The organism is Streptomyces sp. SID11385 (assembly GCF_010548245.1).
Taxonomy (GTDB): domain Bacteria; phylum Actinomycetota; class Actinomycetes; order Streptomycetales; family Streptomycetaceae; genus Streptomyces.
The window spans coordinates 1-7,388 of record NZ_JAAGLR010000414.1; the positions used below are offsets into that span (position 1 = coordinate 1).

Sequence of the window (7,388 nt, forward strand, 5' to 3'; positions counted from 1 at the left end):
GGGCTCGATCTGCCCGGGCTCGTCGGCTGGGCCACCGCGCTCGCGGGGCGCCTGGACGCGGCCGTACGGGACGGGGAGGGCGTGGACCCGGTCGCCGAGGCGCCACGGCTGCGCGGCTGACCCGGCCCCGTACCCCGGGCCCGCCCCGTACCCCCTGCCACCCCGCCACCCGCGCGCGCCACCCCCATGCGGCAGACTCCTCCCGTGCGAACCATTCACGTCATCGGGATCGGAGCGGGTGACCCGCGGCAGCTCACGCTGGAGGCGGTCGAGGCCATGCGGGACACCGAGGTGTTCTTCGTGCTCGACAAGGGCGAGGAGAAGTCCGACCTCACGGCGCTGCGGTACGGCATGCTCGACGCGCATCTGCCGGACCCGGGCGCGTACCGCGTGGTGAGCGTGCCCGATCCCGAGCGGGACAGGGACCGCGGGGCCGGGCGGGAGCGGTACGCGCGGGCCGTGGACGAGTGGCGGGCCGCGCGGGCCGCGCTCTTCGGCCGTCTCTTCCGCTCCGAACTCGGCGAGGACGGGGTCGGGGCGCTGCTCGTCTGGGGCGATCCCGCGCTGTACGACTCGACGCTCGGGATGCTCGCCGAGGTGCGGGCGGGCGGGATCGACTTCGCGACCACGGTCGTGCCCGGGGTCACCGCTCCCGCGACGCTCGCGGCGCGGCACCGTACCGTCCTCAACCGGATCGGCGGCGCGGTGCAGATCACCACCGGACGGCGGCTCGCCGAAGGCTTCCCCGAGGAGGCCGACGACGTGGTCGTCATGCTGGACGCGCACACGCGCTTCGCCGCGTACGCCGCGCGCGAGGACCTGGACATCTACTGGGGCGCCTACCTCGGCACCCCGGACGAGCTGCTCGTCTCCGGGCCGCTCGCCGAGGTGTCGGCGCCGCTGGTGCGGCTGCGCGAGGAGGCGCGGGCGCGCAAGGGCTGGATCATGGACACGTATCTGCTGCGCCGTCATCGCGCGGCGGACGCCGAGCGCGCGCCGGTGGTCCTGCCGGGGAGCTGAGCCCGGGGGCACCGCGTGCCGCCGCGCCCCGGCAGCCCCTTCCGGGTGTCCTCCTCGTGCGGCGTGTGCGGCGCGGTGTGAGCCTGACAGGGTGACGACCGCTCCCGAGAAGGCCCCCACCGCCCCGCAGCCGCCGGTGCTCGACAAACGCCGCCGCAACATCGTCTTCGCGACGATCACGCTGGGCATCCTCCTCGCCGCGCTCGACCAGACGATCGTGGGCACCGCGCTGCCGACGATCGTGGCCGACCTCGGCGGCGGCGAGCACATGTCATGGGTGGTCACCTCGTACCTGCTCGCCGAGACGGTCTCGACCGTGCTCGTGGGCAAGTTCGGCGACCTCTTCGGGCGCAAGGTCGTCTTCCAGATCTCGGCGATCGTGTTCATCACGGGCTCGTTCCTGTGCGGCCTCGCCTCGGACATGCTGCTGCTCATCATGTGGCGCGCGCTCCAGGGCATCGGCGCGGGCGGGCTCATGGTGACGGCGATGGCGCTCATCGCCGACGTCATCCCGTTGCGCGAGCGCGGCAAGTACCAGGGCGCGATCGGGGCCGTGTTCGGGGTCTCGACGGTCATCGGGCCGCTGCTCGGCGGGGTCTTCACGGACCATCTGACGTGGCGCTGGGCCTTCTACATCAACGTGCCGATCGCGATCGTCGTGGTGATCGCCGCCGCGCGCACGATCCCGTCGGTGCGCTCGGGCGTCAAGCCGGTGATCGACTATCTCGGCATCGCGCTCGTCGCGGTCGGGGCGAGCGCGCTGATCCTGGCGACGAGCTGGGGCGGCAACCAGTACGCGTGGGGTTCCGGCGTCATCATCGGGCTCTTCGCGGCCGGCATCGTCGGGCTCGGGCTCTTCTGCTTCGTCGAGACGCGGGCGCGCCAGCCCATGCTGCCCATGCGGCTCTTCCGCAACCCCGTCTTCGCCGTGTGCGCGATCCTGAGCTTCGTCGTGGGCTTCGCGATGCTCGGCGCGCTCACCTTCCTGCCCACGTACCTCCAGTACGTGGACGGGGACTCCGCGACGATCTCCGGTGTCCGCACCCTGCCCATGGTGATCGGTCTGCTGATCGCCTCGATCTTCAGCGGCAACGTGGTGAGCAAGACCGGTCACTACCGGATCTTCCCGATCGTCGGGACGCTCGTGATGGGGCTCGGGCTCTTTCTCCTGTCGCGGATGGACAACCACTCGGGGGCGTGGCGCGAGTCCTTGTTCATGTTCGTGCTCGGGGTCGGGATCGGGCTCTCGATGCAGGTCCTGACGATCGCGGTGCAGAACACCGTGGACTACTCGGACCTCGGCGCGGCGACCTCGGGCGTCACCTTCTTCCGCACCCTCGGCAGTTCCTTCGGCACGGCCGTCTTCGGGACCATCTACGCCAACGCGCTCACGCCGAAACTGCGTACGGGGGTGGGCGAGGGGGCGCGCGCGGCGGGGCTGGACCCGGCGGTCGTGGGGCGCGCGGCGGGCAGCCCGGAAGGCGTCCACGGACTGCCGGCGGGGGCGCGCGAGCCGATCGTGCACGCGTACGCGGAGTCGCTTCAGACGGTGTTCCTGTGGACGGTGCCGGTGGCGCTCTTCGGCTTCCTGGTGGCGTTGTTCCTGCGGCAGGTCAAGCTCAACGACCCGGCGCGCAGCGGTTCGACGGATCTCGGCGAGGGCTTCCAGGCCCCGGCGGTGCGCGCTTCGCGGGAGGTGCTGGAACTCGCGGTGGCCCGGATCATGCTGAAGACCCCCAAGGACACCGGGCGGCGGCTCGTGGCCGCCTCGGACACGCGGCTCGACATCGCGGGGGCCTGGGCGGTGATGCAGATCTACCTGTTCACGCGGCTCGTGGGGGTCGCGAGCATCGGCGTGATCGCCGCCCGCCACCGGCTGCCGCCCGAGGTCCTGGTCCCGGTCTTCGACCGGATGGTGGAGGAGGGGTACGTGACGCGCCACGGCTCCGTCCTCTCGCACACCCCGGCGGGCGAACGCGAGAGCGCCCTCATCACGGCGGCCTGGTCGGAGTGGCTCCGCGACCAGCTGGAGGGCATGGAGGAGCCGGTGCGCGAGGGCGCGCCGACCGGCGCGACGCTGAAACGGCCGGACGACGCGGAGGTGCGGGCGGCGCTGGACGCGATCACGAAGCGGTTGCTGGCGGAGGATCTGGCGGAGGGCGGCATGGGGTCGCCGGTGGCGGCCAGGAAGCTCAGCCCCTCCGGGGCGGGGTGACGTCCTGCGGGGGCCCGGGGGCGGCCCGTTCGGGGGCTCCGCCCCCGCGCCCCCGCTCCTCAAACGCCGGAGGGGCTGGTTGGTGTCCGCGTACGCCGGAGGAGCTGGGCCGTCAGCCCCTGCGGGCCTCCACCTCCAGGGCCAGTTCCCTCAGGACGTCCGCCGAGCTGATGTCTGCCCGGCCCTCGTCGTGGACTTCCGCCAGCTCCGACCAGGCGAAGACGAATCCCGCCGCCAGTCGCGTCAGCGCGTGGCTCATCTGGTCGCCGATCACCGCCCCGAGGTCGGAGACCGCCGTGCCCTCGGGGATCTCGACGGCCGGCAGCACCTCCTTGACGAGGTCGCCGACGAGCCCGAGCCTGCTGAGGTCGTCTTCCTCGTCCTCCGTGCCCTCCTCGGCCCGCATCCACTCGGCGGACGCGGTGAGGAGGCTGATGATGCGGAGGATGATGTCGCGCTGTTGCTCGTCGTACTCCATGCCGCCGAGGCTAGTACGCCGCCCCGACGACCGCCCCGCCGCACGCCCGCTCCCCTGCGGACGTGCGAGCGCCCCACCCCGCTCGGGCGGGACGGGGCGGCGCACGGCGGCGGCGTGGCTCAATCGCGGGTCGTGCCCGGACCCGTACCGCTGCCAGAGGTCTCCTTGCCGAGCGCGACGGCGTCGCGCGGAGCAGGAATCCCACCGGAACCCTCGGCCGCGGGGCCCTCGACCTCGGTGGCCGACGGGCCGTCCTCGGCGGCGAGGCGCTCCATGCCGCTCGTGGTCTTGAGCGGCTTCTCCTTGATGAAGACGACCGCGATGATCGCGAGGAAGGCGAAGGGTGTCGCGACGAGGAAGAGGTCGCCGGTGGCGACACCGTACGCGTGCTCGACGATCTCCTTGACCTGCGGCGGGAGCTTCGTCATGTCGGGTACGGAGCCGCCGCCGCCCTCGCCCGCGGGGATGCCCGCGTCCTTGAAGCCCTTGGTCAGCTCGCTGCTGACGCGGTTGGCGAGGACCGCCCCGAGGACGCTCGTGCCGATCGTGCCGCCCAGGGAGCGGAAGAAGGAGAGCACCGAGGTCGCGGCGCCGAGTTCGTGCGCGTCCACGTCGTTCTGCGCGGCGAGCACGAGGTTCTGCATCAGCATGCCGACACCGAGGCCCATGACGCCCATGTAGACGCTGAGCAGCCCGAAGTGGGTGTCGGAGCCGATGGTCGAGAGCATCCCGAGACCGGCGGTCATGACGATCGCGCCCGCGACCAGGTAGACCTTCCACTTGCCCGTGGCGGAGATGATCTGCCCGGCGACGGTCGACGAGACGAGCAGGCCGAAGATCAGCGGCAGGCTCATGAGCCCGGCGACGGTGGGCGACTTGCCGAGCGAGACCTGGAAGTACTGCGAGAGGAAGACGGTCCCCGCGAACATCGCGATACCGACGAGGAAGCTCGCCACGGTGGTGAGCGTGACGGTGCGGTTGCGGAAGATGCCGAGCGGGATGATCGGCTCCTTCGCGCGGGTCTCGACCCACACGGCGAGCCCGAGGAGGACGACGCCGAGGCCGACGAGGATGCCCGTCTCGGCCGAGGCCCAGTCGAACTTGTCGCCCGCGAGCGAGGTCCAGATCAGCAGGTCGCAGACGCCCGCGACGATGAGGAAGGCGCCGAGCCAGTCGATGCGGACCTCGCGGCGGATCGTGGGCAGCTTCAGGGTGCGCTGGAGCAGGATGATCCCGGCGAGCGCGAAGGGCACGCCGATGAAGAAGCACCAGCGCCAGCCGAGCCAGGAGGTGTCCACGAGGACGCCGCCGACGAGCGGCCCGGCGACGGTGCCGACCGCGAAGACGGCGCCGAAGATGCCCGCGTACTTGCCGAGGCGGCGCGGCGGGATGATCGCCGCCATGACGACCTGGGCGAGCGCGGTGAGGCCACCGCCGCCGATGCCCTGGAGGACACGGCTGATGATCAGCGTCACGACGTCCTGCGAGAAGCCGGCGACGAGCGAGCCGACGACGAAGAGGCCGAGCGAGAGCTGGAGGAGCAGCTTCTGGTTGAAGAGGTCGGCCAGCTTCCCCCACAGCGGCACCGTGGCGGTCATCGCGAGGAGTTCGGAGGTGACGACCCAGGTGTACGAGGACTGGCTCGCGCCGAGGTCGGCGATGATGCGGGGCAGCGCGTTGGCGACGACGGTGCCCGCGAGGATGGCGACGAACATACCCGCCATCAGGCCCGACATCGCCTGGAGTATCTGGCGGTTGGTCATGGAGGTCGGCGACGGCGCGGTCGCCTCGGCTGTGCTCACGTTGTCCTTCTTGGGAGGGAGACGGTGGTACGGGGGGAACAGGGCGGAGCCCGTGCGGCGGGGCCGCGTCCGGGACCCGGAGGGAACGGACGGGGGACGCCGTGCTCCCGGGGACGGTCGGGGGTCGAGCGGTGGTCACGGGGAGACGGGGCGAGGACACCCGGGGCGGCGGACCGGCGCCGCTTCCCGGTGGGGGCTGTCCGCCCGTCAGTCGGTGGGCCGCCGCAGTCCGGCGGCGAGATGGGTGAAGACCTCGGCGAAGGTCTCCGCGAGGTCGGTGTCCGCGGGGCGCGCGCACCAGTGCTCGAAGGTGACACGTACCGCCGTGTGGGCCACGGCGGCGAGGAGCCGGGCGAAGAGGGGGATGTCGGCGCCCGCCCACTGCCCCGGGTCCGCCGTGCCCCCGGGGGTGCTCGGCGGGGTGGGCACGGGGGCGGGCGCGGTGCCGGCCGAGGTCCGCTCCAGCCAGGTGGCGATCGCGCGGGCGAGCTCCCGTTCGTCGCTGGAGTAGGCGTGGAGACCGCGCACGATGAGGTGCGGGGAGCGCTGGAAGACCTCGAACTGGAGGTTCAGCAGTTCCTGCCGCTCCTCGAAGCCCTTCAGTTCGCCGACGAACGCGGAGCGGACCGCCTCCAGCGGTGTCAGCTCGGCGGGGGCGGCGCGGACCGCCTCGCGAATGCGCTCCGAGACGCCTTCGTCGATGAGGACGAACGCGTCGTCATGGCTGGCGAAGTAGTTGAAGAAGGTACGGGGCGAGACGCCCGCGGCCTCGCTGATCGCCTCGACCGTGACGTTCTCGGCCCCGTGCTCGGCGGCGAGCCGGATGGCGGCCTCGGCGAGGGCGGCGCGGGTCGCGCGCTTCTTCCGCTGCCGGAGCCCGCCGACGGGCTCGTGGTCGTTCGTCACGTCCTGCATATTAGGCAAAAATGCAGATCCTGCAAAATCCCCCGGTGTGCGGGGGGTGGGCAGGTGCGGACGGCGGCGCGGGCGACGGGAACGTCACACCGGCGCGGTCCCGTTCCCCGTCGCGCGGCCCGATTCCTCCGTGTCCTCGCTGACCCACTCCAGCAGGATCTCCCCCTCGGCCCCGGTCGGGAGGCGCAGGAGGAGGGCGAGGCCGGCGAGGTTCGCGAGGGCGCGGGAGCCGGCTGCCGCTTCGAGGGTCGCGGTCCAGGGTTCGCCGTGGCCCTCGGGGCCGTCGGAGGGTTCCAGGACCGTGAGCGCCACGACCACGTCGATACCGGCCGCGCTCACCCCCGTGCCCTCTCCGAGCAGCAGGGCGGGGCCTTGGTAGCTGCGCATGCGCGTTCTCCTCTCCGTCTCCCCAGGCTGCTCCGGGTGGGCCGGGGGCGCATCCCGGCGGGAGCGGGGCCCGCGGCACCACTCGCCGCACTCCACCCCGTTTGACAGATATGTCCACGATGGGACGCTGGACAGTGCGGGCACCGCAGTCGCGCGCCCCGTACGCCGGGGCCCCGCACCACCCAGGAGGCCGCATGTCGAAGCACCACCGCTCCCAGTCCGAGGAGAACAGCCCCCGTCGCGGGATGCCCCGCAGGCCCGACGACGAACGGCTCGCCGCGCGCACGGAGGAGGAGCGGGTGCGGGCCGGGCTCGACCCGTACGACCCCGCCGAGGTGCCGCCGGCGACGGACACCAGTCCGCCCGCGCGGGTGACGGAGAGCAGTCAGTACCGGGAAGAGAAGACGGAGATCGACCGCGAGGTCCGCAAGGGCGAGGCGCGCCCGGACCAGCTGGAGGCCCGCAAGGAGCGCGATCCGTACCCGCCCACGCACTACGAGGACTGAACGGGGCCGCGCGGGAGTCTCGGGGGAACGGCGGCGCGGCGCGGACCGGGGCGGGAGCCCGGTCC

Annotated in this window: 7 protein-coding genes; 3 read left to right on the plus strand and 4 right to left on the minus strand. The window is 72.5% G+C overall.

The window, feature by feature from the left end:
• Positions 1 to 204 precede the first annotated feature (204 nt).
• Together cobF and G3I42_RS12745 are read left to right on the plus strand one after the other, a co-directional pair.
• Positions 205 to 1,020: a precorrin-6A synthase (deacetylating) gene (gene cobF / locus G3I42_RS12740; protein ID WP_164285458.1), complete on the plus strand. Its 816-nt coding sequence runs from the start codon at positions 205 to 207 to the stop codon at positions 1,018 to 1,020.
• 91 nt (positions 1,021 to 1,111) lie between these two features.
• Entirely contained in the window at positions 1,112 to 3,235 is a 2,124-nt protein-coding gene (locus G3I42_RS12745) for an MDR family MFS transporter (RefSeq protein ID WP_164285460.1), read from the plus strand.
• A gap of 112 nt (positions 3,236 to 3,347) precedes the next feature.
• On the opposite strand, the gene G3I42_RS12750 is transcribed toward G3I42_RS12745, so the two are convergent.
• From G3I42_RS12750 to G3I42_RS12765, 4 genes are all read right to left on the minus strand, one after another.
• On the minus strand, positions 3,348 to 3,713 hold the full coding sequence (locus G3I42_RS12750) for a hypothetical protein (RefSeq protein ID WP_164285462.1): 366 nt from the start codon (positions 3,711 to 3,713) through the stop codon (positions 3,348 to 3,350).
• Positions 3,714 to 3,832: 119 nt separating this feature from the next.
• The gene (locus G3I42_RS12755) at positions 3,833 to 5,476 is read right to left on the minus strand and encodes an MDR family MFS transporter (protein WP_164285468.1); all 1,644 of its coding nucleotides are present in this window, start codon (positions 5,474 to 5,476) and stop codon (positions 3,833 to 3,835) included.
• A 246-nt stretch (positions 5,477 to 5,722) separates the two neighbouring features.
• Positions 5,723 to 6,430 (minus strand): TetR/AcrR family transcriptional regulator, encoded by a 708-nt coding sequence (locus tag G3I42_RS12760; protein WP_164285470.1) that lies wholly within the window; start codon positions 6,428 to 6,430, stop codon positions 5,723 to 5,725.
• A gap of 84 nt (positions 6,431 to 6,514) precedes the next feature.
• Complete coding sequence (locus G3I42_RS12765; protein WP_164285464.1) at positions 6,515 to 6,817, minus strand: hypothetical protein; 303 nt, start codon at positions 6,815 to 6,817, stop codon at positions 6,515 to 6,517.
• A gap of 194 nt (positions 6,818 to 7,011) precedes the next feature.
• Between G3I42_RS12765 and G3I42_RS12770 the strand changes: the two genes are divergently transcribed.
• On the plus strand, positions 7,012 to 7,323 hold the full coding sequence (locus G3I42_RS12770; protein ID WP_164285466.1) for a DEAD/DEAH box helicase: 312 nt from the start codon (positions 7,012 to 7,014) through the stop codon (positions 7,321 to 7,323).
• Positions 7,324 to 7,388: the final 65 nt, after the last annotated feature.

What these genes read in the sequence shown, in the direction of transcription:
- G3I42_RS12750 (WP_164285462.1), bottom strand. Translation starts at nt 3,713, where the DNA reads ATGGAGTACGACGAGCAACAGCGCGACATCATCCTCCGCATCATCAGC.
- G3I42_RS12765 (WP_164285464.1), bottom strand. Translation starts at nt 6,817, where the DNA reads ATGCGCAGCTACCAAGGCCCCGCCCTGCTGCTCGGAGAGGGCACGGGG.
- G3I42_RS12755 (WP_164285468.1), bottom strand. Translation starts at nt 5,476, where the DNA reads ATGACCAACCGCCAGATACTCCAGGCGATGTCGGGCCTGATGGCGGGT.
- G3I42_RS12760 (WP_164285470.1), bottom strand. Translation starts at nt 6,430, where the DNA reads ATGCAGGACGTGACGAACGACCACGAGCCCGTCGGCGGGCTCCGGCAG.
- G3I42_RS12770 (WP_164285466.1), top strand. Translation starts at nt 7,012, where the DNA reads ATGTCGAAGCACCACCGCTCCCAGTCCGAGGAGAACAGCCCCCGTCGC.